Origin of the sequence: Nonomuraea cypriaca (assembly GCF_015645445.1) — a bacterium.
Classification (GTDB): domain Bacteria; phylum Actinomycetota; class Actinomycetes; order Streptosporangiales; family Streptosporangiaceae; genus Nonomuraea; species Nonomuraea cypriaca.
Genome location: NZ_JADOGI010000078.1, coordinates 1 through 22,074, shown reverse-complemented (window position 1 = coordinate 22,074; position 22,074 = coordinate 1). Strand labels below are relative to the sequence as shown.

Annotated in this window: 20 protein-coding genes and 1 pseudogene; 6 read left to right on the top strand and 15 right to left on the bottom strand. The window is 71.1% G+C overall.

From position 1 onward, the window contains the following. The first annotated feature begins 49 nt into the window (after window positions 1-49). A complete protein-coding gene (locus ITP53_RS56185) occupies window positions 50-1,291 on the top strand; it encodes a serine/threonine-protein kinase (protein ID WP_207756395.1) in 1,242 nt (413 codons plus the stop codon). Further along, window positions 1,288-2,895, top strand: coding sequence for a serine/threonine-protein kinase (locus tag ITP53_RS24925; protein ID WP_328815647.1), 1,608 nt, complete (start codon window positions 1,288-1,290; stop codon window positions 2,893-2,895). Before ITP53_RS56185 ends, ITP53_RS24925 begins: the two co-directional genes overlap by 4 nt. A gap of 14 nt (window positions 2,896-2,909) precedes the next feature. On the opposite strand, the gene ITP53_RS24920 is transcribed toward ITP53_RS24925, so the two are convergent. After that, window positions 2,910-3,359, bottom strand: a complete 450-nt coding sequence (locus ITP53_RS24920; RefSeq protein WP_195897865.1) for an RrF2 family transcriptional regulator — start codon at window positions 3,357-3,359, stop codon at window positions 2,910-2,912. 121 nt (window positions 3,360-3,480) lie between these two features. Between ITP53_RS24920 and ITP53_RS24915 the strand changes: the two genes are divergently transcribed. Then, window positions 3,481-4,662: an ROK family transcriptional regulator gene (locus ITP53_RS24915; protein WP_195897884.1), complete on the top strand. Its 1,182-nt coding sequence runs from the start codon at window positions 3,481-3,483 to the stop codon at window positions 4,660-4,662. 160 nt (window positions 4,663-4,822) lie between these two features. Here ITP53_RS24915 and ITP53_RS24910 read toward each other — a convergent pair whose 3' ends face one another. The 4 genes from ITP53_RS24910 to ITP53_RS24895 all read right to left on the bottom strand — a co-directional run bounded on the left by ITP53_RS24910 (window position 4,823) and on the right by ITP53_RS24895 (window position 9,515). Next, entirely contained in the window at window positions 4,823-6,262 is a 1,440-nt protein-coding gene (locus ITP53_RS24910) for a glycoside hydrolase family 3 protein (RefSeq protein ID WP_195897864.1), read from the bottom strand. A 69-nt stretch (window positions 6,263-6,331) separates the two neighbouring features. Continuing rightward, the gene (locus tag ITP53_RS24905; protein ID WP_195897863.1) at window positions 6,332-7,183 is read right to left on the bottom strand and encodes a carbohydrate ABC transporter permease; all 852 of its coding nucleotides are present in this window, start codon (window positions 7,181-7,183) and stop codon (window positions 6,332-6,334) included. After that, window positions 7,183-8,187: a carbohydrate ABC transporter permease gene (locus tag ITP53_RS24900; RefSeq protein WP_195897862.1), complete on the bottom strand. Its 1,005-nt coding sequence runs from the start codon at window positions 8,185-8,187 to the stop codon at window positions 7,183-7,185. The genes ITP53_RS24905 and ITP53_RS24900 overlap by 1 nt, the downstream gene beginning before the upstream one ends. 5 nt (window positions 8,188-8,192) lie before the next feature. Beyond that, window positions 8,193-9,515 (bottom strand): extracellular solute-binding protein, encoded by a 1,323-nt coding sequence (locus ITP53_RS24895; protein WP_195897861.1) that lies wholly within the window; start codon window positions 9,513-9,515, stop codon window positions 8,193-8,195. Window positions 9,516-9,652: 137 nt separating this feature from the next. On the opposite strand from ITP53_RS24895, the gene ITP53_RS24890 reads away from it, so the two are divergent. The 3 genes from ITP53_RS24890 (at window position 9,653) to ITP53_RS24880 (ending at window position 12,650) form a co-directional block, all read left to right on the top strand. Continuing rightward, window positions 9,653-10,801 (top strand): ROK family transcriptional regulator, encoded by a 1,149-nt coding sequence (locus tag ITP53_RS24890; protein ID WP_195897860.1) that lies wholly within the window; start codon window positions 9,653-9,655, stop codon window positions 10,799-10,801. Between the two features lie 12 nt (window positions 10,802-10,813). After that, window positions 10,814-11,476 carry a M15 family metallopeptidase gene (locus tag ITP53_RS24885; RefSeq protein WP_195897859.1) on the top strand — a complete coding sequence of 221 codons (663 nt, stop codon included), beginning with the start codon at window positions 10,814-10,816 and terminating at the stop codon, window positions 11,474-11,476. An 88-nt stretch (window positions 11,477-11,564) separates the two neighbouring features. After that, window positions 11,565-12,650: a carboxylate-amine ligase gene (locus ITP53_RS24880; RefSeq protein WP_195897858.1), complete on the top strand. Its 1,086-nt coding sequence runs from the start codon at window positions 11,565-11,567 to the stop codon at window positions 12,648-12,650. 24 nt (window positions 12,651-12,674) lie between these two features. Here the strand turns inward: ITP53_RS24880 and ITP53_RS24875 are convergent, their stop codons facing one another. The 10 genes and pseudogenes from ITP53_RS24875 to ITP53_RS24835 form a co-directional block, all read right to left on the bottom strand. After that, window positions 12,675-13,421, bottom strand: a complete 747-nt coding sequence (locus ITP53_RS24875; protein WP_195897857.1) for a sulfite exporter TauE/SafE family protein — start codon at window positions 13,419-13,421, stop codon at window positions 12,675-12,677. Next, a complete protein-coding gene (locus ITP53_RS24870; RefSeq protein WP_207756396.1) occupies window positions 13,418-15,175 on the bottom strand; it encodes a gamma-glutamyltransferase family protein in 1,758 nt (585 codons plus the stop codon). Before ITP53_RS24870 ends, ITP53_RS24875 begins: the two co-directional genes overlap by 4 nt. A 50-nt stretch (window positions 15,176-15,225) precedes the next feature. Further along, a complete protein-coding gene (locus tag ITP53_RS57850) occupies window positions 15,226-16,194 on the bottom strand; it encodes an ABC transporter ATP-binding protein (protein WP_328815642.1) in 969 nt (322 codons plus the stop codon). Beyond that, complete coding sequence (locus tag ITP53_RS57845; protein ID WP_195897855.1) at window positions 16,191-17,156, bottom strand: ABC transporter ATP-binding protein; 966 nt, start codon at window positions 17,154-17,156, stop codon at window positions 16,191-16,193. The genes ITP53_RS57850 and ITP53_RS57845 overlap by 4 nt, the downstream gene beginning before the upstream one ends. Further along, window positions 17,153-18,010: an ABC transporter permease gene (locus tag ITP53_RS24855; RefSeq protein WP_195897854.1), complete on the bottom strand. Its 858-nt coding sequence runs from the start codon at window positions 18,008-18,010 to the stop codon at window positions 17,153-17,155. The genes ITP53_RS57845 and ITP53_RS24855 overlap by 4 nt, the downstream gene beginning before the upstream one ends. Next, complete coding sequence (locus ITP53_RS24850; RefSeq protein ID WP_195897853.1) at window positions 18,003-18,962, bottom strand: ABC transporter permease; 960 nt, start codon at window positions 18,960-18,962, stop codon at window positions 18,003-18,005. Before ITP53_RS24850 ends, ITP53_RS24855 begins: the two co-directional genes overlap by 8 nt. Next, a complete protein-coding gene (locus tag ITP53_RS24845; RefSeq protein ID WP_195897852.1) occupies window positions 18,962-20,581 on the bottom strand; it encodes an ABC transporter substrate-binding protein in 1,620 nt (539 codons plus the stop codon). Before ITP53_RS24845 ends, ITP53_RS24850 begins: the two co-directional genes overlap by 1 nt. Window positions 20,582-20,671: 90 nt before the next feature. Beyond that, on the bottom strand, window positions 20,672-21,094 hold the full coding sequence (locus tag ITP53_RS57840; protein ID WP_268961134.1) for a GntR family transcriptional regulator: 423 nt from the start codon (window positions 21,092-21,094) through the stop codon (window positions 20,672-20,674). A 50-nt stretch (window positions 21,095-21,144) separates the two neighbouring features. Continuing rightward, window positions 21,145-21,357 (bottom strand): annotated as a pseudogene (locus tag ITP53_RS61235) (GntR family transcriptional regulator); the annotation flags it as partial. Between the two features lie 303 nt (window positions 21,358-21,660). After that, window positions 21,661-22,074 (bottom strand): DEAD/DEAH box helicase family protein (locus ITP53_RS24835; RefSeq protein WP_195897850.1); only part of this gene is annotated, 414 nt, incomplete at its 5' end.

The following is a 22,074-nucleotide window of genomic DNA, read 5'->3' as shown; positions in this document are numbered from 1 at the left end:
GACCATAATGACGATCAGCGAATGCCTGGCGAAAGGGGCTGGACGGGGCATGCCGGACATAGAGGATTTACGCGAGGGAGACCCTGCGGAGGTCGGGGGATACACGCTCAGCGGGCGGCTGAGGGCCGGCGTGTTCGCCGGCTGCTCGTCGGCAGAGGAGGCGGTGGTCGTCAGGCTGCTGCCGCCGGAGATCGATCCCGAGCCGTTCCTGAACGCCATCGAGCCCATGCGCGGCCTCACCGCCGTGGGCACGGCGCAGATCCTGGCCGTCGGGGCGCTGGACGGGCGGGCGTACGTCGTCAGCGAGTACGTCGACGGACCCCCGCTGAACGAGGCCGGCGGGGTGCTGGAAGGCGTGGCGCTCTACCGGCTGGCGGCGGGAACGATCACCGCGCTGGTGGCGATCCACCAGGCCGGGCTGGTGCACGGGGACATCAGGCCGGGCAACGTGCTGCTCGGGCCCGACGGGCCGCGGCTCGTCGACGCCGGGCTGGAGCACGCGATGGCCGAAGCGGCCGTCGACACCCGTAAGGTCGCCGTGCCCGCCTACACCGCGCCCGAACGGCTGCGCGGCGCGCCCGCCGGGCCGGCCGCGGACGTGTTCTCCTGGGCGGCGACCATGGTGTTCGCCGCGACCGGGGCCTCTCCGTTCGAGGGCGGGTCGATGGCGGCCACGGTGGACCGCATCGCCAAGGACGAGCCGACGCTGCCCGATCTCGGCGAGCTGCACGCGCTGCTCACCGCGTGCCTGGCCAAGGAGCCCGCGGACCGCCCGGCCGCGAGCGAGGTGTTGTTGCGGCTGGTCGGGCAGACGTCGTTCCTGACCGGACAGGTCACGCCGGGTTCGGCGCCGCGGGTCCGCGGAAGCCTGTTCCCGATGCTGACGGGGGCGTTCCTGGCCGGTGCGCTCGTCTCCGGCATCGGTGTGTACGTCGTGGTCGACGCCGGCGCGCCCGCCCGCTCGGTGGCCGCCGAGTCCACTCCCACCTCCGCTCTCACCCCCAGCCCGACGCTCAGCGCGTCGCAGACGGCGGCGCCGATCGAGACGGTGGCGTGGAAGGCGGCGGCCGACACCGAACTGCCGGCGATCGGCGCCACCTTGCACGAGCACCCGGACGACGGCGTCCGCCTGGCGGCCTATATGGAGACCACGGACAAGTTCGGCAGCTACGTCAGGGACTCGTCCGGCGCGTTCAAACCGGTGGGACTGGGCGAGGAGCCCGCGCTCTCGCCCGGGGGCCCGCCCAGGTGCTGGCCAGCGGGGAGAGCGGCGGCATCCCGTACGTTGTGAGCGAGTACGTCGACGGCCCCTCCCTGGCCCAGGTCCTCCGCGACCGTGGCCCGTTGCGCGGAGCCGAGCTGCGCAGGCTCGCGATCGGCACGCTGACCGCGCTGTCGGCCATCCACCAGGCCGGTGTCGTGCACCGGGACTTCAAGCCGGGCAACGTGCTGCTCAGCAGGGACGGGCCACGAGTGATCGACTTCGGCATCTCGCGGGCGCTGGAGGAGACGGAGCAGACGGGGGAGCACCTGGTCGGCACGCCGCCGTACATGGCGCCCGAGCAGTTCGCCGGACGGGTCGCGGGGCCGCCCGCCGATCTGTTCGCGTGGGGCTCGACCATGGTCTGCGCGGCCACGGGGCAGCCGCCGTTCGGGACGCGCGAGCTGGCTGCGGTGGTCAACCGGATCATGTCCGGCGAGCCCGACCTGGGCGAGCTGGACGGCGAGTTGCGGGAGCTGGTGGCCCGGTGCCTGGCCAAGGACCCTGACGTGCGCCCCTCGGCGACCGAGGCGTTGCTCGCGCTGCTCGGCCACCAGGTGCCGGAACAGCGGTTGCTCGCCGAAGGGCAGCAGGTCGCCGTCCCACCGGCGCGCCGCCGGTGGCCGCTCGTGGCGGGGGCGGTGGTGACGGCGCTCGCGGTCGTGGTGGCGGTCCTGCTGACGCGGCCCCAGCCGGAGCCGCCCGCACGCCCGGCGCCCGTGCCGCCCACTCCGCTCGCGGGTCCGCTGGCGCTCGCCTCGTCGGCCGAACTGAAGCTCCCGGACACCGGGATCACGCTGTACGAGAACCCGGCCGACCCCGTCTGGGTGTCCTCCTACCACGACCAGCGCAGCGGGGGCGGCTTCGAGTCGTACGTACGGGATCCCGCGACTGGGACGTTCGCCCACTTCGGCACGTTGCAGGAGCCGGTCGTCTCGCCGGGCGGCGGGTACGTGGCCTCCCTGTCCGGCACGCGCGTCAGACGGCTCGATTTCGAGACCATCGTGCTGCGCGACCGCGTCACCGGCAGGAACGGGGAGATCCGCACGGTCGACAAGCCGGACTCCCTGTTGCTCCCGAGGTGGTCGCCGGACGGGCGGCGGCTGCTCGCGACCGTGTACGAGGTCGGCGAGTCGTCGAGTGAGGTCACCGGCTTCCTCGTCCTGGACGCGGCCGCCAGGACCACGATGATCACGGAGGCGCCGGGCGAGGGCGAGGGCGGGTTCGAGTGGGGTTCCGATGGGCGCACCGTGCTGCGCGGCAGTGGGGGCGCGGTGCGGAAGCTGGATCTGGGCGGCAGACTGGTGGCGGAGTTTCCTGGGGTAGGGGAATTGGTCGCGGGCGGCGGATCCCGCGGGTCGCTCGGAACGGTCTTCGCCACAATATGTCCCGATAAATCGGGGAACGTCTGCTTATGGGATGAAGGGTCAGGTGGCAAGAGGGGGACCGTGCGGATGCCCGAGGGCAGCCGGTTCCACGGATGGCTCGACGACGGGCATGCCCTGGCCGCCCTGCGCGACGGTGAGCACGCCAAGCTCGTCATGCTGGATCAGGACGGCCGTGACGTGCGCACGCTGGCCGGCGGTCCGGCCGCCGAGCTCGACGCCGTCACACTCTGGTTCACCCGCAGATGAGCCCAGAGATGAGATCAGTCCCAGGCGGCGGGGTCGGCGGCGAGCAGGCGTACGCGCTCGGGCAGCGCTCCGGTGGCGACCTGCTCGAGGGTGACCTCCTCCAGGACGGCCCGCTCGGTGGCCCGCAGGGCGATCCACACCTGCTGCAGCGCCTCCGCCGGGCCCCGGTAGCCCACGTGCTCCGGGCGCTCGCCGCGGACGTTGGCCAGGGGCCCGTCCACGGCCCTGATCACGTCGGCGAGCGAGATGTCGGCGGCGGGCCTGGCCAGCACATAACCGCCCTCCGGCCCCCGCTGCCCGCGCACGAGCCCGGCTCGTCGCATCTGCAGCAGAATGTTCTCCAGATATTTGGGGGGCATGTCCTGCTCTTTGGCGAGCTCGCCCACGGTAGTTGGTCCCGCACCGGCTGCGGCGAGTTCGGCGGCGGCGCGGAGGGCGTAGTCGACACGAGCGGATAGGCGCATGTTCTCGATTATCCCTCCTGGTCAACACTGGTTATGCGCAAGGGCATCAGGAGGGTCAGGCGAACCGAATACGGAGCGCTAAACTTCCAACAACCTTTTCGATATGACGGTGGGATTCAGCGTGGAGCGACGTCCTGGTGTGCCCAGACTTCTCCGGGAGATCAACGACCGGGCCGCACTGGACCTGCTGCTGGCCACCGGGCCCATGACGCGCGGGCAGATCGGTGACCTGACCGGCCTGTCCAAGGTCACGGCCTCGCAGACGCTCGCCAGGCTGGAGGAGCGCGGCCTGGTCGAAGTGGTGGGCACACAGGCCGGCGGGCGCGGTCCCAACGCGGCCCTCTACTCCGTGATCGCCTCCAGCGCGTACGTCGCCGGCCTCGAGGTCGGCCCCGAGCTGATCTCGGCCGCGATCGCCGACATCCACGGTCACACGGTCGCCGAGGTCACCGTCGATCCCAACGGCGACACCGACCCGGTCTCCGTCGTGCACGGCGCGATCGTCAAGGCCTGCCGCAGCGCCAAGGTCAGCATCGGCCGGCTGCGCGGCGTCGTGATCGGCACCCCCGGCGTCGTCGACCCGCGCAGCGGCGACGTGCGGTTCTCGTTCGACCTGCCCGGCTGGCACGAGGGCATCCACGAGGCGCTCGCCGGCGACCTGCGGCGCGAGGTGACGATCGAGAACGACGTCAACCTCGCCGCCATCGCCGAGCGCGCCGACGGGGCCGCCCAGGGGCTCGACGACTTCGTGCTGCTGTGGGCCAGCCGCGGCCTTGGCCTGGCCGTCATGCTCGGCGGCAAGCTGCACCGTGGCCGCTCTGGCAGCGCGGGGGAGATCGGCTACCTGCCGGTGCCCGGCGTGCCGCTGCCCGAGGACATCCGCACCCTGCCGGGGCGGCTGCCCTCGCTGGCGGGCGGCCTGGCGGCGCTCGTCAGCGCCGAGGCGGTGGCCGAACTGGCGCAGGGCCATGGTTTCGCGGCGGGCAGCGCGGGCGAGTGCGTGAAGGTCGCGGTGGCCGCCGGGGCCGCGGGTGAGCCGCTGCTCGACGAGATCGCGCACCGGCTCGCCCTCGGCGTGGCCGCGGTGTGTGTGATCCTCGATCCCGGCCTGGTGGTGCTGGCGGGCGAGGTCGGGCACGCCGGGGGCACGGCGCTCACGTCCCGGGTGGAGGAGGCGGTGGCCCGGATCTGCCCGGTACGCCCCCAGGTCGTCACCACGACGGTGACCGACAGGAACCCGGTGCTGCGCGGCGCCGTACTGGCCGCTCTCGACCAGGCCCGCGAGGAACTCCTCGCGCCCTAGACAGCCACAAGCCTCCAGCACCGCCCCGCTGCCACCGTCCTGCGGCCACCGCCCCCGCACCGCCGCGCCCCCGCCCGCGGCCACCGTGCCGCGCCGCACTGACCGTGCCGCGCCACGTGCCACCGTGCCGTGCCGCGGTGTGCGGCGCCTCCGCGCGGGCTCAGGCTGTGAGGAGTTCTATGGCGGCTTGGGCGTTGGCTCTGGCGGCGCCGTACGTCGCGATGTAGGCGGCGCTGCCGGGCCGCCAGACGGGCAGGCCCATCTCGATCACGGTCGTGTCCGGCCGGGTCGCCACCAAAGCGGAGACCAGTTCCCGGCTCGCCCGGTGGCGGTGCGCGTCCTTGACCACGACGACCAGGGACCGGTTCGCGGCCTTGGCCAGCAGGGCACGGACGTCGGCGGCGGCGGGCTCGACCCGGACGATCTCCGCGTCGGGCAGCCACGGGCCCACACCCCACGGCACGTCGCCCACGGCGATCGTCGGCGGGGTGTCCACCTCGATCACCAGCGGCTCGACCAGGGGCTCGGTCGCGCCGGTCAGTCGTACGGCGCGGCGCGCGGCGTGCAGGCCGACCCCGTTCTGCTCGGCCGTGACCTGGACCGGCGAGCCGGACCACGCGCGCAGCGCGGCGACCCGCGCAGCCGCCTCCTCCAGCCGCTCCAGCGGCAACCGTCCGTCGCGCACCGCGGAGACGATCTCCGCGATGATGGCCTGGACGTCGTCGTAGGTGGGCAGCGGCCCGAGGCACAACAGGTCGGACCCGGCCGCCAGCGACAACACGGCGCCACCGGCCAGGCCCACGCTCTTGGTGATCGCGTGCATGTCGAGCGCGTCGGTGACGACCACGCCGTCGTAACCGAGCTCGCCCCTGAGGAGCCCGGTCAGCGCGGCGCCGGACAGGGTGGCGGGCGTGTCGCCCGTCACGACCGGCACCGCGACGTGCGCGGTCATCACCGACTTGGCCCCCGCGCCGATCGCGGCGCTGAACGGCGCCAACTCCCGCTCCCGCAGCACGTCCATGCTGACGTCCACGACCGGGATCGCCAGGTGGGAGTCCACCCGGGTGGCCCCGTGGCCGGGGAAGTGCTTGACGCAGGCGGCCACGTTCACCGACTGCAGGCCCTGTACGGCGGCCACCGTGTGCCTGGCGACCAGCTCCGGGCCGGTCCCGAACGACCTGGTGCCGATCACCGGGTTGTCTGCCTCGGTGTTGACGTCGGCGCTCGGCGCCATGTCCAGGTTGATGCCGCACGCGGCCAGCTCCGCGGCGATCGCGCGGTAGACCCGGCGGGTCAGCTCTACGTCGTCCACCGCGCCGAGCGCCGCGTTCCCCGGGTACGGGCTGCCGACGTGGTACGCCAGCCGCGTCACGTCCCCGCCCTCCTCGTCCAGCGAGATGACGGGCTCACCGGCTCCCCGCAGCGCGGTGGTCAGGTCGAGCACCTGGCCGGGATCGGCCACGTTGAAGCCGAAGAGCGTGACACCGCCCAGGCCGTGCTCCAGTTCCCGCAGCACCCATCCGGGCGCCGTGGTGCCCTGGAAGGCGACGAGCAGTGTGCCGGCCGCCAGGCGGCGCAGCCCCCGATCACTCTGACTCATGGCTCCTCATCAGTTTTCCGGCATGGCCGAGTACGGCACGCGCGGTGCCGTACCGGCATCGTGGGTTGGTCAGCCCTTCACGGCCCCGGCGACCAGGCCGGAGACCATGCGGCGTTGTACGATCAAGAAGAAGATGACGACCGGGATGGTCATCATCGTGGAGCTGGCCATGATGGCCCCCCAGTCGGTGCCCTTCTGGCCGAAGAAATACTGCAGCGCGACGGGCATCGTGTACTTCGTGGGATCGCTGATCAGGTACAGCGACATGATCAGCTCGTTCCACGCGGTGATGAACGAGAAGATGCTGGTCGCCACCAGCCCCGGGGCGACCAGGGGGAAGAGCACCTTCCAGAAGGTGGTGAACCGGCTCGCCCCGTCGATCCAGGCCGCCTCCTCCAGCGACTTCGGCACCGCGGCGACGAACGTGCGGAGCATCCAGATCCCGAACGGCAGGGTCAGCGCCACCTGCGTGACGATCAGGCCGAGCAGCTGGTCGTAGAGGCCCAGGCGCTTGACGCTCAGGAACAGCGGGATGACCAGCGCCTCGGCGGGGATCATCTGCACGACGAGGAGCAGGGCCAGGAAGGGCGTACGGCCCCTGAACCTGAACCTGGCCACCGCCGTGGCGGAGAGCAGCGCGAAGACCGCGCCGATCAGCACCGTGCCGATCGCGACGATGGCGCTGTTGCGCAGGTAGAGCCAGATCGAGTGCCCGGCCACGCCGTCCGTGAGCACGCGGGTGATGTGCTCGAGGGTGAACTCGGTGGGGAACGGGATGAACTCGGTGGTGAAGATCTGGTCGTTCGTCTTGAAGGCGGTGGAGACCATCCAGTAGACGGGGAAGGTGGCCGCCAGGAAGACCAGCACGCCTGCCGTGTTGAGCGCGGTCCTGCCCAGGCGCTTGCGGGCCAGCGGGGTCATCACACCTCCTCCTGCTTGAACATCTGGCGGATGTAGGCCGCGGTGACGATGAGCAGGATCACGGTCAGCACGACCGCGATGGCCGCGCCCGAGCCCATCTTCGGCGGCGCCTTGAACGCCTCGGTCACCGCGAACATCGACAGGTTGTACGCCTCCCGGTTGTTCGTCCCGGCCAGCACGAAGAGCTGGGAGAAGACCTTGAAGTCCCAGATGATCGACAGCACGGTCAGCACCGCGAACACCGGCTTCAGCAGCGGGAAGGTGATCTTCCTGAACGTCCGCCACGGGGTGGATCCGTCCACCTTGGCGGCCTCGTAGAGCTCGGCGGGGACGCCCTTGAGCCCGGCGAGCACGGAGACCGCGACGAACGGGAAGCCCGCCCAGACCACACAGACGATCAGCACCATGTAGATCGACCAGGCGTCGTTGAGCCAGGGCTCGCCGGTCCAGTCGGACCGGCCGAACAGGAGGCTGGAGAGCCAGTCGGGCAGCAGGTTGAGCGCCCAGTTGATGATGCCGGCCTCGGCGTCGAACAACCAGCGCCAGATCACGCCCTGCGCCACCGGAGGGACGGCCCAGGCGAACATGATGCCGATGATGACGAACAGCGACATCTTCCTGCCGAGCTTCTGCAGCAGGACGCCGACGGCGGTGCCGAGGATGAGCGTCAGCGGCACCGCGAGCACGGCGAACACCACGGTGTTACGCAGCGCGGACCAGAAGATGTCGTTCTCGAGGATGCTGGTGAAGTTGTCGAAGCCCACCCAGGTGGCGGGCCTGCGGCCGGAGATCTGGACCAGGCCGACCTTCTGGAAGGCGATGATCACCATCTGGACCAGCGGGTAGAGCAGCAGGGCCGCGATCACCAGCAGGCCGGGGATCAGCAGCACGTAGGGGATGGACCAGGCAGGGAGCCCACTCGCCTTCTGCGGTGGGCGGGCGCGGCGCCGCCCCGGGGTGGAGGAACGGCCCTCACCCCGGGGGAGCGTTGACGTGTCGGTCATGGCACTCAGGACGCGTTGAGGATGTTCTCGAGCTCCGTGTTGGCCGCGGCCAGCGCCTCATCCGCGGTCGCCTTGCCCTCGATGACGTTGCGGGCCGCGTTCTGCAGCACCGCCTTGGTCTCGTTGGCCTCGGTCCACTGCGGGTCGGCGGGGAAGGCCTTGGCCTTGGCGAAGGCGGCCGCGAACGGCGCCTGCACGGGGTCGCTCGAAAGGGCGGCCAGGGCGTCGGGGTAGACGGGGAGGAGGCCGCCGTCGGTGGCGTACTTGACGCCCCACTGCTTGCCCGAGGCCAGCTTCACGAACTCCTTGGCGGCCTCCTTCTCCTTCGCCAGGCCCCAGACGGCGATGTCGTTGCCGCCGAGGAACGACTGCGCCTCGCCGCCGTCCTGGGACGGGAGCGGGAAGAAGGCCAGCTTGTCACCCTTGATCTTGCCCTTGCTGTCCTCCTCGATCCCCGCCAGGTCCCACGACGCGGTGAGGTACATGCCGACCTTGTCGTTGGCGAAGCGGGTGCGGATCTCCGTGGTGTTCTGGTTGAGCCGCGCCTTGCTGGACAGGCCGTCGGTGACCAGGCTGGTGTACTGCGCGAAGCCGGTCTTGAACGCCGGGTCCGTCAGCTTGCCCACCCACTTGTCACCCTCCTTGACGGCGTAGTCGCCGCCGGAGGTCCAGGCGAGCGCGCCGAGGAGGTGGTTGGCGTCGGAGCCGCCGTTGAAGGCGAAGCCGTCGACGTCCGAGCCCTTCTCGGCCTGGATCTTCTTGGCGGCGGCGACGAGCTCGTCCCAGGTCTTGGGAATCTCGAGCTTGAGCTCCTTGAACCAGTCGGCGCGGTAGAGCACCGCCCGGCTGCCGCCTCCCCACGGCACGGCGTACGTCTCGCCGTCGATGGTCTCCAGGCCCAGGAGGTTCTTGGGGATCAGGGCCTGGTCGCCCGCGGAGACGATGTCGGTGATCGGCTCCAGGGCCTCCTGGCTCTGCCACAGCGGGACCTGGTCGTTGCCGATCTCGGTCACGTCGGGGCCCGCGCCGCCCGCGGCCGCGGCCGTGAACTTGTCGTTGACCTGCGCCCACGGGATCCACTCGACGTTCACCTTGGCGCCGGTCTGCTTCTCGAACTCGGCGGACAGTTCGGTGGTGTACTTCTCGGCGGCGGGGTTGGTGTCGCCGAGCCGCCAGAAGGTCAGCGTCTTGCCGGCGTACTTCGGGCCGCTCGCCGAGGCGGCCGTGCTGGGCGAGGACGAGGGCGCTTCGCCGCCCCCACAGGCGGCCAGGCCCAGGGCCAGCGCGGCCGTGGTGACCGTAGTGGCTGTGATCTTCGCGATCCTCACAGGGTTCTCCCTTCCCGGGTGCTGGCCTACGGTTCGCACCAGGCTGAATCGTCAATCTCGAACGACGCTGCTAAACTAACAAGAAACTTTCTTAAAAAAAACGCCCGTTAGCCATTCGTGACGAGAGGGGTGCGTGAATGAGTCGAAGCCCGGGGATTCCCCGGCTGCTGCGCCGGCTGAACGACCGCGCGGCACTCGAGCTCCTCCTCGGAGACGGCCCGCTGACCCGTGCCGAGCTCGGCGAGCGAACCGGGCTCTCCAAGGTAACCGCAGGTCAGTTGCTCGCTCGCCTGGAGGAGAGAGGGTTGGTCGAGGTCGCGGGCGAGCGCGCGGGGGGCAGGGGACCGCACGCCGCACTGTACGCCGTGGTCGCCTCCAGCGCGTACGTCGCCGGCCTCGTGGTCCTGCCCGACAGTCTCATCGTGGGTGTGGCGGACATCACAGGCAGGACCGTGGTCGAGATCACCCTCAACCCGTCGGACGGCGGCGATCTGGTCAAAGCGGTCCACGAAGCCGTACGGCGCGCCTGCGACACGGCGAACGTCAGCCTGTCGCGGCTGCGCGCGTTCGTCATCGGCACCAGGGGAGTGGTCGACCCGGGCAGCGGCGACGTGCGCTGGTCGATCGACCTGCCGGCCTGGCACGTCGGCGTGCTGGCCAGCCTGCGAGAGACGCTGGGCGCCTCGGTGACGATCGAGAACGACGTCAACCTGGTCGCCCTCGCCGAGCACGCGTACGGCGCCGCCGCCGGCCACGACGACTTCGTGGTGATCTGGGCGGGCGTCGGCCAGGGCCTCGGCGTCATGCTCGGCGGCCGGCTGCACCGGGGCATCAGCGGGGGAGCGGGCGAGATCGGCTGGCTGCCGGTCCCCGGCGAGCCGCTGCCGATCGACGTCGCCGAGCCGCAGTCGGGCTCGTTCCAGCGACTGGTGGGCAACGCCGCGCTGCGCGACCTGGCCCGCGAGCACGGCGTGACCGGCAACAGCGTGCCCGACCTCGTGCGGAGCGGCCACGAGGGCTATCTGGACGCGGTGGCGGCGCGGATGGCCGTGGGCGCGGCGGCCGTGACGGTGGTGCTCGACCCCGGGCTGATCGTGCTCAGCGGCGAGGTCGGCCGGGCGGGCGGCGAGCGGCTGGCCGCCAAGGTGCAGGAGGCGGTGGCCCGGGTGTGCCCGAGCCGGCCGACCGTGCTCGCCTCCAGGGTGTCAGGGAACCCGGTGTTGCGGGGGGCGCTGGTGGCGGCTCTGGAGCAGGCCCGGGAGCAGGTCTTCTCGGATACTGTGTGAGAATCTCTGCCCATGTGGCAGTCCCCCAATGATGTCGTGCTCATCTCCGATCCCCGTGTCACCTCGATTCCGGTGCGCGAATGCGGCGAGCCGCTGGCCGACGTACGCGGGCGGTTGCGCGTGGACGGCCGGCTGGCCGACGACGCGGGCGCGTACGCGCACCTTCGCCGGGGTCTCCTCGATCGGCTGGAGCGGGCCGAGCGTGGCCTGCCCGAGGGTTTCCACCTGCTGATCGTCGAGGGCTACCGCCCGATCGCCACGCAGCGCCGGATCTTCGACGGGTACCGGGCCGAGCTCCAGACCACCTTCCCCGAAATGTCGCCTGAAGAGGCATATATCGCGGCAAGTCGGTACGTGTCGCCGGTCGACGTCGCCCCCCACACCGCCGGCGCCGCCGTCGACCTGACCCTGTGCGCCCCCGACGGCACCGAATACGACATGGGCACCCAGGTCAACGACAACCCGGAGCAGAGCGACGGCGCCTGCTACACCGCCGCCCCCAACATCTCCGCCGACGCCCGCGTCCACCGCAAGCTGCTGGCCGCCGCCCTGGAGCCGGTGGGCCTGGTCAACTACCCGACCGAATGGTGGCACTGGTCGTACGGTGACCGTTACTGGGCGATGTCCACGCAGGCCGGGGACGCCCGCTACGGCCCCGTAGAATTCACCGGCTGACAACCTCCTCGCAGGAAGGTTTTCCGCAGGGCGCGCTACGGGCACAACCTCGTACGGAGGCTTGTGGACTCCCCAGCGAGGTGCAGGCATGGTTCCGTTGATCGGGATCGAAGAGGAATACCTCGTCGTCGATCCCCGCACCCGCCACGTGGCACCCCGAGCGGCCGATGTCCTGGCCGCGGCGACGGACATGCTCGACGTGGTGCACGAAATCACCAGGTTCCAGGTGGAGGCCCGTACACCGCCCTCCGCGGACCTTCGCGAGCTGGGCGCGCAACTGCGCCTGGTGCGCAAGGAGGTGGCGGGCGCGGCCCGCTCGTGCGGACTGGAGGTCGTCGCGAGCGGCATGCCCGTGCTGGGGCACGTCATGTCGCCGCCGCTCACCGACGACGTCCGCTACCTGCGGGGCCGGGTCCTCTATCGGGCGTTACAGGATGAGATCAGTATCTGCGCCCTGCACGTGCACGTGGACGTGCCCGACGAGGAGCACGCCGTCTACGTCGGCAACCATCTGCGGCCGTGGCTGCCGACGCTGATCGCGCTGGCCGCCAACTCGCCGTTCTTCGTGGGCCGCGACACCGGCTACGCGTCCTGGCGGGTGATCAGCTGGGGGCGCTGGCCGGTCTCGGGCGCGCCCCCGTACTTCGCCACGTTCGGCGACTACGAGCTGGCCCTGCGCGCGCTGTCGGAGTCGGGCGCGCTGCTCGACCCCAAGACGGTCTACTGGGACGCCCGCCCGTCGCCCAGCCTGCCCACGGTGGAGATCAGGGTGGCGGACGTGCCGCTCGACGTGAGCGACAGCCTCACCCTGATCGGGCTCATCCGCGCCCTGGTGGTGACCGCGCTGGCCGCCTTCGGGCGCGGGGACCGGGGGCTGCCGGTGCCGTCGGAGGTGGTGCGCGCCGCCTACTGGCGCGCGGCCCGCGACGGGCTGCTGGGCGACAGCCTGGACATGCGCCACGGCACGCTGGTCCCGGCGCCCGTGATGGCGGGGCGCCTCCTGGAGCACGTACGCCCGGCGCTGGCGGAGGCCGGCGACCTGACGTTCGTCCAGGAGGGGCTGGACCGGCTGCTGCGCGAGGGCTCGGGAGCGATACGGCAGCGCCGGGTCCACGCCAGGGCCAACGACCTGGAGGACGTGGTCGACGACCTCATCGAGGCCACGGTGGCGTAGCACCAAATGGGCACCTAATGGGCACTAGCGCAGGGCGAGTGCCGCCGCGACCCCCAGGCCGAACGCGACCACCACCCCCCGCAGGACTTTGGCGGACAGGCGCCTGGCCAGCCGCGTGCCGAGGAAGCCGCCTGCCAGGCTGGCCGGCGCGACCACCGCGACCGCCTGCCACTGCACAGGCCCGAACAGCCCGAAAGCCACCACCGACACCGTGCTGATGACCAGCGCGAGCGTGGCCCGCACGGCATTGACGCGATGCAGGTTGTCGTGCAGGAACATGCCGAGCACGGTCAGCAGGAGCACACCCATGCCGCCGTTGAAGTAGGCCCCGTAACAGCCGCCGAGGAAGACCCCGGCGTACACCATCCTGTTGGGCGGGCCGTCCGCCTCGCCGCCGAACAGCTTGCGTAACCACGGCTGCGCGAGCAGCGCGAGGCTGGCGAAGGCCACCAGCCACGGCACCAGCGACTCGAACACCCGGCCAGGCGTGACCAGCAGCAGCGCGCTGCCCACGCCCGCCCCCAGGACGGCCGTGACCGACAGCGTCGCCGCCCTGCGCCGCTGGCCGCGCAGCTCGGTCCGGTAGCCGAGGACGCCGCCCAGGTAGCCGGGCCACAGCGCCACCGCGTTCGTCACGGAGGCGGTCAGGCTCGGATAGCCGAGCGCCAGCAGCGCGGGGAAGGAGATGAGCGTGCCGCCGCCGGCCAGGGCGTTCACCGCCCCGGCCAGCAGACCGGCTCCTACCAGAAAGAACAGATCAGCCGGCGTCATCGGCCGACTGCGTAGCCCTGCGCGCCGCGCGGGTTGGCCGCGGCCTTGATGAAGCCGCCGTCTCTGGCCACCGCGCTCAGCCGGCCGAGGGCCCACGGGCCCTGGACCTCGACCTCGTGCCCCCGCCGCCGCAGCTCAGCCAGCACGCCAGGGTCCACGCGGTCCTCGGCGTGCAGGACGCCAGGACGGGAGCCGCGCGGGAAGAACGAGCTGGGGAAGTGCTCGGAGTGGAACATCGGGGCGTCGATGGCCTCCTGCAGGTTCAGCTTGCCGTGGACTACGGCCAGGAAGAAATTCACGCTCCACTGGTCCTGCTGGTCGCCGCCCGGGGTGCCGAACGCCAGCCACGGCCGGCCGTCCCTGAGCGCGAACGACGGCGACAGCGTGGTCCGAGGGCGCGTCCCCGGCCGCAGCGAGGCGGGCAGCCCGTCCTGCAGCCAGAACATCTGCGCCCTGGTGCCCAGGCAGAAGCCCAGCTCGGGGATGGTGGGGGAGCTCTGCAGCCAGCCGCCGCTGGGAGTGGCGGAGACCATGTTGCCGTGCCGGTCCACCACGTCGACGTGGCAGGTGTCGCCCTTCACGGAGCCGTCGCGCGCCACGGTGGGTTCGCCGACGCCCTGCGGCGCGCGGCGGCCCCCCGAGACGCCGGGGGCGTCGCTCGCCGTGCCCGGCGCGGGGAAGTCGGGCAGCCGGGGCTGCCTGCCGCCGGGGGCGCCGGGCCGCAGCTCCAGGCTGGCCTGGACCTCGACGAGCCGGCGCCGCTCGGCGTTGTACGGCTCGCCGAGCAGGTCGGCCATGGGCACGTCGGTGTCGCCGTACCAGGCTTCGCGGTCGGCGAAGGCGAGCTTGGCGACCTCCGTCACGGTGTGGATGTAGTCGGCGCTGAGATGGCCCATCTCGTCCAGGTCGAAGCCGTTCAGCAGGGCCAGTTGCTGCAGGAACACCGGTCCCTGGCCCCAGGGCCCGGTCTTGCACACGGTGTGCCCGTGGTAGTCGAAGGTCAGCGGCTCCTCGACCGACGCCGACCAGCCGGCCAGGTCGTCGCCGCAGATCAGGCCGCCGTGCACCTCGCCCGAGCTGTCCCGCCAGGCGGTCTTGGCGCTGAACTCGGCGATCGCCTCCGCGACGAAGCCCTCGTACCAGGCCTTCCTGGCGGCGGCGAGTTGTCCCTCACGGGTGCCTGACGCGGACTCGGCCTCGGCGACGAGCCGCCGGTAGGTGGCGGCCAGCACCGGGTTGGCCAGCTTCGACCCGGCCGCGGGCACGTCGCCGCCGGGCAACCAGGTCGCCGCCGACGTGGGCCAGTCCTCGCGGAACAGTCCGCTGACGGTCTCGATCGTGGCGGAGATCCGTTCGAGGACCGGGATCCCGCGCTCGGCATAGTGGATCGCGGGCGCCAGCACCTCGGCGAGCGACCAGGTGCCCCAGCGCTCCAGCATGAGCATCCAGCCGCCGAACGCCCCTGGCACGGTCGCCGCCAGGAGCCCGGTGCCGGGCACGATGTCCAGGCCCAGCTCCGTGAAGCGCTCAATGGTGGCCGCGGCGGGCGCCACGCCCTGACCGGACACCACGGACACCTTCTGGTCCGCCTCGCTCCACAACAGGATCGGCACCTCGCCGCCGGGGCCGTTCAGGTGCGGCTCGGCGACCTGCAGCACGAACCCGGCGGCCACCGCCGCGTCGAAGGCGTTCCCGCCGCGTTCCAGCACGCTCATGCCGGTGGCCGAGGCCAGCCAGTGCGTGCTGGCGACCATGCCGAAGTCGCCCGTCAGCTCGGGCCTGGTGGTGAACAAGATCTCTCCTTCTATTTGGTCGCGGCCGCGTCGGGGAGGCGGTCCGCCGTTATCAGGTGGCACGCGGCCGGATGGCCGTTGCCACGCGTGTCGATCAAGAGGGGCTCTTCGGTACGGCAGGCGTCGTACGCCAGCGGGCACCGCGTGTGGAAACGGCACCCGGACGGCGGATCGACCGGGCTCGGCACGTCGCCGCCCAGCACGATCCTGCGCCGCTCCCGCTGCCTGACCGGATCGGCCACCGGCGCGGCCGACAACAGCGCCTGCGTGTACGGATGCCGCGGCGCCGCGAAGATCTCGGCCGTCGGCCCGGACTCGACGATCTTGCCGAGGTACATGACGGCGATCCGGTCGGCCAGGAACTCCACCACCGACAGGTCATGCGTGATGAACAGGCACGAGAAGCCCATGTCCCGCTGCAGATCGGTGATCAGGTTGAGCACCGACGCCTGCACCGACACGTCGAGCGCCGACACCGGCTCGTCAGCCACGACCAGCTTCGGCTCCAGGATCAACGCCCTGGCCAGCCCCACCCGCTGCCGCTGCCCGCCGGACAGCTCGTGGGGGAACCGTGAGCGCATCTCCTGCCGCAGCCCGACCTTCTCCAGCATGGCGGACACCCGCTCCGAGGTCTCCCGCCGGCCGGTCACCTTGTGCCTGAGCAGCGGCTCGCCGACGATCCGCTCGATCGTGAAGCGCGGGTTGAGCGAGGAGTAGGGGTCCTGGAAGACCATGTGGACGTCCCTGCGCAGCGGGCGCATGGCCCGGCGCGACAGGTGGGTGATGTCCCTGCCGTCCAACTCGACGGCGCCCGAGGTGGGCTCGGTCAGCCGCAGCACGCACTTGCCGACCGTGGACTTGCCGCTGCCGGACTCGCCGACCAGGCCGAGCACCTCGCCCTGGCCGATCTCCAGCGACAGGCCGTCCACCGCGCGCACCGGGCCGTAGTGCTTGACCAGGTTGTCGATCCGCAGGATCACGACTTCCCTCCCGGGTGGAAGCAGGCGGCCAGATGGCCTTCCGCGTGCCGTACGAGCTGGGGCCTCGACAGGCGGCAGTCCGACTGGGCGCGGGGGCAGCGGTCCTGGAAGGCGCACTCGTCGGGGTCCGACAGCGGCGAGGGCACCATGCCGGGGATCTCGGCCAGCCGCCCGTTCACGGCGGCCGACGGGAGGGCGTTCATCAGACCCAGCGTGTACGGGTGCCGCGGGTTCGCGAACAACTCGGTCACCGGGGCCTGCTCGACGGCGCGGCCCGCGTACATGACGACGGCCCGGTCGGCGATGTCGGCCACCACGCCCAGGTCGTGCGTGATCAGGATGATCGCGGTGCCGAGCCGGTCCCGCAGGTCGCGGAACACGTCCAGCACACCGGCCTGGATCGTCACGTCGAGCGCCGTGGTGGGCTCGTCGGCGATCAGCACCCGCGGCGAGCAGGCCACCGCGATCGCGATCATCACGCGCTGCCGCATGCCGCCGGAGAGCTGGTGCGGATACTCCTTCATCCGGCGTGCCGGGGCCGGGATGCCGACCAGCTCCAGCAGTTCGAGAGCCCGGCTCGCGGCCGCCCCGCGGGACAGGCGCTCGTGCCTGCGCAGCACCTCGGCGATCTGGAATCCGACGGTGAACGACGGGTTGAGCGAGGTCATCGGCTCCTGGAAGACGACCGAGACGTCCTTGCCGCGTACGCGCCGCATCTCCGGCTCAGGCAGCGTGGTCAGCTCGCGCCCGTCCAGCGTGACGGAGCCGGACAACCTGGTCGTGTCGGGCGGCAGCAGCCTGGGCACCGACATCGCGGTGACCGACTTGCCGCAGCCGGACTCGCCGCACAACGCCAGGATCTCGCCTTCCTCCAGGGTGAGCGAGATGTCCCTGACCGCCTGCACCAAGCCGTCCTCGGTGTCGAAGCCGACCGTCAGGTCGGTGATCTCCAGCAGGCTCATGGGCCGCTCCTCGGGTCCAGGACGTCACGCAGCCCGTCGCCGAGCAGGTTGAAGCCGAGCGTGGCCAGCGCGATCATCAGCCCGGGCCAGATGGCCAGCCAGGGCGCGTCGCTCAGGTACTGCTGCGCGGTCGTCAGCATCACGCCCCACGACGGCGTCGGCGGCTGCACACCGAGCCCGAGGAACGACAGTGTGGACTCGCCGATGATCGCCGCCGGGATCGCCACCGTGGCCTGCACGATGAGCGGGCTGGCGCAGTTCGGGAGCACGTAGCGGAAGATCAGGTGCCCGTCGCCCGCGCCGTCGGCGATGGCGGCGGCCACGTAGTCCATCTCCCTGATCGCCAGCACCTCGCCGCGGGTGATCCGGATGATCGCCGGGAGCTGGGAGAAACCCAGCGCCAGCACCACGCCCTTGAGCGAGGGCCCGATGATCGCCGCCAGCCCCACCGCGAACACCAGGAACGGGAACGCCAGCGTCACGTCCACCAGGCGCATCACGATCGGGTCGAGCCAGCGCCGGTAGAACCCGGCGACCAGCCCGATGGGGACGCCGATCACCATCGCGAGCAACGTGGAGAGCACCCCGGCCTGGAGCGACACCTGCGCGCCGTGCGCGATCCTGGCGAACGCGTCCCTGCCCAGGTCGTCGGTGCCCATCGGGTGCGCGCCCGACGGCGGCGCCAGCGTGGCCAGGTAGTCCTGGGTGGTGGGGTCGCCGGTCAGCAGCGGCCCGAGCAGCGCCAGCAGCAGGAACCCGGCCACCAGCACCAGCCCGGTCATCGGCATCGGCCGGCGCCTGAAGCGCCGCCACAACCTGCCCCGCCGAAGGGTTACGACCGGAGTCTCAGTCATGCCGGCCTCCCGACAACCGGATCCGGGGGTTGAGGAAGGCGTACGCGATGTCGACCAGCAGGTTGACCAGCACGTATCCGATGACCGTGATCAGCACCACGGCCTGGATGACCGGATAGTTCCTGGTCAGCACCGCGTCCACGGTCAGCTTGCCGAACCCGGGGATCACGAAGATCTGCTCGGTCACCACGGCGCCGCTGATCAGCGCGCCGAGTTGGAGGCCGAGCACCGTGACCACGGTCGTCAGGCTGTTGCGCAACGCGTGGGCGCCCACCACCTTGGCCTCGGACAGGCCCTTGGACCTGGCGGTCCTGACGTAGTCGGCCGACAGCGCGCCCAGCATGGCCGAGCGGGTCTGCCGCATCAGGATGGCGGCGAAGCCGGTGCCGAGCACGATGGCGGGCAGGATCATGCGCTGCAGGTTCTGCGCGGGGTCCTCGGTGAAGGGGACGTACCCCGAGGCGGGCAGCACCCGCCAGGTGACCGCGAACAGCAGGATGCCGAGCAGGCCCAGCCAGAAGTGCGGCACCGACAGCCCGGCCAGGCCGAACCCGGTGGCCACGTAGTCGGCGGCCCGGCCGCGCCGGACGGCCGCCACGATGCCCGCGCCCACGCCGACGACGATCGCGACGAGCATGGCCAGCGCGGACAGCTCGATCGTGACCGGGAGCCGTTCGACGATGATGTCGATCACCGGCAACTGGTCCTGGGTGGAGCGGCCGAGGTTGCCGGTGAGGGTCTGGGTGACGTAGTCGACGTACTGGGCGGGCAGCGGCTTGTCCAGGCCGAACTCGTGCCGGATGGCCTCGACCACGGCGGGCGACGCCTCCTCGCCGGCCATGACCGTGGCCGGGTCGCCGGGCAGCGCCCTGATCCCCAGGAAGATCAGGACGCTGCCCAGGAACAACACGATCACCGCGGACCCGCAGCGCCGGAGGATGAACCACAGCATTACGCGGCGAACCCGGCGGTGACGAAGCGCGGCAGGCCGTCCTTGAAGTACTGGACTCCGGCGACGGTCTTGCTCATGCCCAGGTAGTACTTGTTGTGGTACAGGTACAGAACGCCGCGCAGCTCGGCGCCCTTCTTCATGGAGCTGGCGTAGAGCTCGGCGCGCTTGGCGGTGTCGGTCTCGGCGGCGGCCTCCTTGATCGGGTCGTCGATGCCGGGGTCCGACATGCCGCTGTAGTTGTTGCTGCCGCCGGTGGTGACCAGGTTCGTCAGGTTGCCGTCCGGGTCGACGCGGCCCGACCAGCCGTTCAGCAGGACGTCGAACTTGCCGGACTTCCCCTGCTCCAGGGTGCTGACGAACTCGGCGCTCTGCACGCTCACGTTGAAGCCCGCCTCCTTGGTCATCTGCTGGATGACCTGCGCCAGGCGTACGTTGGTGGCGTCGTTGGGGCTGGTGAGCGTGACCGGGATCGGGGTCTGCACACCGGACGCCTGCACCAACTGCTTGGCCTTGGCCAGGTCGCGCTTCGGGCACTGCAGGTCCTGCGTGCGGTAGGGGCTGTCCAGCGGCACCGGATAGCAGTCCACCTCGTGCAGGCCGTTGTAGACGGTCTTGTTGATCACGTCCCGGTCGAGCGCCAGCTCGAACGCCTCACGCAGCTGCGGGCTCTTGGCCAGCGCCGTGTCGACAGCGCCGGGCTTCTCGGTGGAGCCGTTGGCGTTGCCGGTGTTGATCGTGATGCCGTAGTAGCCGAGGCCGCCGCCGGAGACCACGGTCAGGTTGGGGTCGGTCTGCACGCCCTTGACCGTGTTGGTGGCGAGCTGGTCGGCCACCTGCACGTCGCCGGACTTCAGGTTCGCGGCCCGTACGTTGGGGTCGACGATGATTTTGTATACGAGCTGGTCCAGCTTGACCTTGGCCGCGTCGTAGTAGTCGGCGGACTTGTCCAGCACGATCTGGTTGCCCGAGGTGCGGCTGGCGAACTTGAACGGCCCGACGCACACGGGACTCGCGCCGAAGTTGTCGCCCGCGTCGTCGAGGGCCTTCGGTGACATGATCATCCCGGCCCGGTCGGCGAGCTGGGCGGTCAGCGGCGTGAACGCCTGCGACAGCGTCAGCGTGACGGTGGCCGGGTCGACCACGGTGACCTTGGACACCGCCGCCAGGTCGGCCTGGCGGGCGGACTTCTCCCAGGTCCGGTGCCGGTCCAGCGACTTCTTGACGGCCTCGGCGTCGAACGCCGTGCCGTCGTTGAACTTCACGCCCTCACGCAGCTTGATCGTCACTTCCTTGCCGTCGTCGGAGAGCTCGGGCAACGCGCTGGCCAGCTGCGGGATCAGCGTGGACGTGGCGTCGATGTCGTAGAGCTTCTCGCACATGTTCGCGAACACCTCGCGGCCCACCAGTGTGGTCGATACGCTCGGGTCGAGCGCGTCGGGGTCGGCGTTGAGCGCGATGTTCAGCGTGCCACCGGCCTTGACCGGCCGGTTGTCGGCCGAGGCGCCGGCTATCGAAGGAGGGGCCGCGGGCGTGCCCGTCGAGCCGCCACCACCGCCGCACGCCGCCAGAGCGACGGGCAGGGCGGTGAGCACCGCGACGAGCCTGGGGGACGGTCTCATGAGGCCTCCGTAAAAGGGGATAGGAGACTGTATACAAGACCTTACATTTCACTGGTGTTTCATAACGCTATGTTGTTATCTAGGCGTTTTCTAATCGTTCGGGTGTTTTGCTGTTCGGCCGACCGCTGTCAGGAACGACCGCCTGGCCGCCGCGACGTGCGCGATCGCCCTGGCCTGCGCGTCATCCTCGTCGCCCGCCGCGATGGCCTCGCACAGGCTCAGGTGCTCCGACCAGGAGTGCGGCCCGCGTGCGGCGGCGGTCTGGCTGAAGACCCACTGCGCCCGCTGGAGCATCGGCTTCATCATCAGGCTGAGGTAGGAGTTGCCCGCCGCCTCGCCCACGGCCAGGTGGAAGGCGGTGTTGAAATCCGCCACCTCCGCCAGCCGCCCGGCCTCCACGGCCTCCTTGGACTGTTCGAGCACCCGCCGCAGCCGCTCGGCCGCTTCTGGCGTCCGCTTGCGCGCCGCCAGCCGCGCGGCGAGGCCCTCGATCGCCATGCGTACGTCGAACAGCTCCTCGCCCTCCTCGGCCGACAGTCGCGCAGTCGCGCGACGGTCGCGCCCAGCCGCGGCACGACCTGCACGAACCCCTCGGCGGCCAGGACCCGGATGGACTCGCGTACCGGGTTGCGCGACACGCCGAGCAGCGCGGCCAGCCGGTCCTCGACCAGCCGTTCTCCCTGGGCGAGCGCTCCGGAGAGGATGCGGCGCCGCAGCTCCGCGGTGACCTCGTCGCGTAAGGTCTGGTGGGCCGCGCCCAGCGTCAGATCAGTCATATGGGGACTAATCGTATACAGGTGAGGAGTTACACCTCTTCCCCCGGTAGGGGACCCACATGCCCACGCCGCACATGGTCCCGCCATTCAGGATCATCACGATCGCCGTGCCGCTGTCGCCTCGCCACTGCCACCCGGCTGCGGTCACTCACGTCGAGCCCCCGCTGTGACGACGCCCCCGCCGCTGATCCGCTCGCCGTGACGTGTTGCTGTCGCGGTGCGGGAAGGGGGCGAGGTCGCGGTGGCGCCACTGTGGCGAGGTACTTGTGCGTGGCCTTCTTCGCGGTGATGGGAGCGATGGGGTCAGGCGCGAAGTCGCAGTCCGCGCGGTGTGGGATGGAATCCGGCCGCCTCCAGGGCCGCCGCCAGCGGTGACTCGATGATGGAGGCGCCGTCGGCCCGCTCCACGGTCAGCTTGCCGAGCGCCCCGTCACGTACGGCCAGGGCCAGCGCGTCCACGGCCGGCTGCAGGCGCTCGTCGTCGGCGTACGACAGCAGCGTCTTGCCGCCGCGCTCGACGTAGAGGACCAGATGGCCGTCGACCAGGACGACCAGGGAGCCCGCCTTCCTGCCCGGCTTGTGCCCGACTTCGCCGGGATGCTGCGGCCAGGGCAGCGCGGCGCCGTACGGACTGGCCGGATCCGCCGCGGCCAGCACCACCGCCCGCCGCCCGGCACTCACCGCTCGCCCAGGACCGCCACCCGCCCTGTACGGCCC

Bases quoted from the DNA above. Each gene is read 5' to 3' on its own strand.
- ITP53_RS24855 (WP_195897854.1), bottom strand. From the start codon at position 18,010: ATGACTGAGACTCCGGTCGTAACCCTTCGGCGGGGCAGGTTGTGGCGG.
- ITP53_RS24875 (WP_195897857.1), bottom strand. From the start codon at position 13,421: ATGACGCCGGCTGATCTGTTCTTTCTGGTAGGAGCCGGTCTGCTGGCC.
- ITP53_RS56185 (WP_207756395.1), top strand. From the start codon at position 50: ATGCCGGACATAGAGGATTTACGCGAGGGAGACCCTGCGGAGGTCGGG.
- ITP53_RS24850 (WP_195897853.1), bottom strand. From the start codon at position 18,962: ATGCTGTGGTTCATCCTCCGGCGCTGCGGGTCCGCGGTGATCGTGTTG.
- ITP53_RS24900 (WP_195897862.1), bottom strand. From the start codon at position 8,187: ATGACCGACACGTCAACGCTCCCCCGGGGTGAGGGCCGTTCCTCCACC.
- ITP53_RS24910 (WP_195897864.1), bottom strand. From the start codon at position 6,262: ATGAGTCAGAGTGATCGGGGGCTGCGCCGCCTGGCGGCCGGCACACTG.
- ITP53_RS24885 (WP_195897859.1), top strand. From the start codon at position 10,814: ATGTGGCAGTCCCCCAATGATGTCGTGCTCATCTCCGATCCCCGTGTC.
- ITP53_RS24920 (WP_195897865.1), bottom strand. From the start codon at position 3,359: ATGCGCCTATCCGCTCGTGTCGACTACGCCCTCCGCGCCGCCGCCGAA.
- ITP53_RS24870 (WP_207756396.1), bottom strand. From the start codon at position 15,175: ATGGTCGCCAGCACGCACTGGCTGGCCTCGGCCACCGGCATGAGCGTG.
- ITP53_RS24905 (WP_195897863.1), bottom strand. From the start codon at position 7,183: ATGACCCCGCTGGCCCGCAAGCGCCTGGGCAGGACCGCGCTCAACACG.
- ITP53_RS57845 (WP_195897855.1), bottom strand. From the start codon at position 17,156: ATGAGCCTGCTGGAGATCACCGACCTGACGGTCGGCTTCGACACCGAG.
- ITP53_RS24880 (WP_195897858.1), top strand. From the start codon at position 11,565: ATGGTTCCGTTGATCGGGATCGAAGAGGAATACCTCGTCGTCGATCCC.
- ITP53_RS24890 (WP_195897860.1), top strand. From the start codon at position 9,653: ATGAGTCGAAGCCCGGGGATTCCCCGGCTGCTGCGCCGGCTGAACGAC.
- ITP53_RS24845 (WP_195897852.1), bottom strand. From the start codon at position 20,581: ATGAGACCGTCCCCCAGGCTCGTCGCGGTGCTCACCGCCCTGCCCGTC.